Origin of the sequence: Nocardioides zhouii (assembly GCF_004137345.1) — a bacterium.
Classification (GTDB): Bacteria; Actinomycetota; Actinomycetes; order Propionibacteriales; family Nocardioidaceae; genus Nocardioides; species Nocardioides zhouii.
The window spans coordinates 1-1,434 of sequence record NZ_SDWV01000043.1 but is presented as its reverse complement, the minus strand read 5'-3'; the positions used below and the strand labels follow the sequence as shown (position 1 = coordinate 1,434).

The 1,434-nt window shown below is 64.7% G+C and carries 2 protein-coding genes; one reads left to right on the top strand and one right to left on the bottom strand.

All coding sequences use genetic code 11. From position 1 onward, the window contains the following. Positions 1–32: 32 nt before the first annotated feature. On the bottom strand, positions 33–1,307 hold the full coding sequence (locus EUA94_RS21955; protein WP_422879913.1) for an IS256 family transposase: 1,275 nt from the start codon (positions 1,305–1,307) through the stop codon (positions 33–35). Here EUA94_RS21955 and EUA94_RS22835 point away from each other — a divergent pair. Then, positions 1,203–1,434: hypothetical protein (locus tag EUA94_RS22835; RefSeq protein ID WP_242495167.1), on the top strand; the 232-nt coding region annotated here is incomplete at its 3' end. The two genes, EUA94_RS21955 and EUA94_RS22835, sit on opposite strands and share 105 nt — an antisense overlap.

The following is a 1,434-nucleotide window of genomic DNA, read 5'->3' as shown; positions in this document are numbered from 1 at the left end:
GAGCCTGTCAAGGTTTCTGTGTAAGGGGCCGGTCATTTCAGGTGGGGGTTGATCCGGTCGGGGTAGGCCAGCGCGAGCTGCTCGAGAGCTTGCTTCCAGTTGGTGACGACCTGGCCCTCGACGAGTCGGGGCTTAGCCTTGCGTTCAGCGGCGGGTTTGCCGCGCTCCTTCTCGCGCTCGCGTGCTCGCTTGTCCTCGATGTTGCAGATCGATAGCCACAGCAGCTTGATCACCGCGGTGTCGTTGGGGAACTGGCCACGGTTCTTGATGATCTTGCGGAGCTGGTAGTTCAGCGACTCGATCGAGTTCGTCGTGTAGATCACCCGGCGCAGCTCGGGAGGGAAGGCCAGGAACGGGATGAACCGCTCCCACGCCGCTTCCCAGGTCGCGACCGCGTGCGGGTACTTCTGGCCCAGCGGCGTGGCCTTGAATGCCTCGAACTCGACCCGGGCGGCGTCGGCGTCCGCGGCGGTGTAGATCGGCTTGAACGCCTTCGCGATCGCCTTGCGGTCCTTGTAGTTCACGAACCGCATCGCGGCCCGGATCAGGTGCACGGTGCAGGTCTGCACCGTCGCTTGCGTCCAGGTCGCCTCGATCGCCTCGGCGAAACCGGTGAGCCCGTCGCAGCACACGATCAGCACGTCGCGGACGCCGCGGTTGGCCAGGTCTGCGCACACTCCGGCCCAGAACTTCGCGCCCTCGGTGGCCTGGATCCAGATGCCGAGGACGTGCTTGATGCCGTCCATATCGACGCCGACCGCGATGTGCGCGGCCTTGTTGATCACGTGCGCGCCGTCGCGGACCTTGACCACCAGCGCGTCGAGATAGATCACCGGGTACAGCGACTCGAGCGGCCGACGCTGCCAGGCCAAGATCTCCTCGCCAATCTCGTCGGTGATCTTGCTGATCGTCTCGTGCGAGAGATCGGTGCCGATCGTTGTCGCGAGGTGGTGCTGGATGTCGCGGAGCGTCATCCCGCCCGCGTAGAGGCTGATGATCATCTCGTCGAGCCCACCGAGTCGGCGTGAGCCCTTCGGGACCAGCCGCGGGATGAACGTCCCGTCCCGATCCCGCGGAACATCCAGCGGCACCTCGCCGACCTGGGAGGCCAGCGTCTTCGAGGTGGCGCCGTTGCGGGAGTTGGCGAACAGCGACGCCTCGGCCGAGCCCTTCTCGTAGCCCAGATGGTCACTCAACTCGGCTTGCAGACCACGTTCGAGGGCGGCCTTGATCAGACCCGGGATGAAGCCGCCATCCCCGGTCAACTCCAGATCGCCCGAATCGATCCGGGCGAAGATGTCGTCCAAGGCGCCCGATGCGGCCAACTCGGCAGCAACGTCAGAGCCACGACGATCAGATCGTTCGTCGGTCACGAGATCCATCATGTTCCTTTCAGATGGACCAATCCCTTACACAGAAGATCTGACACCCCCC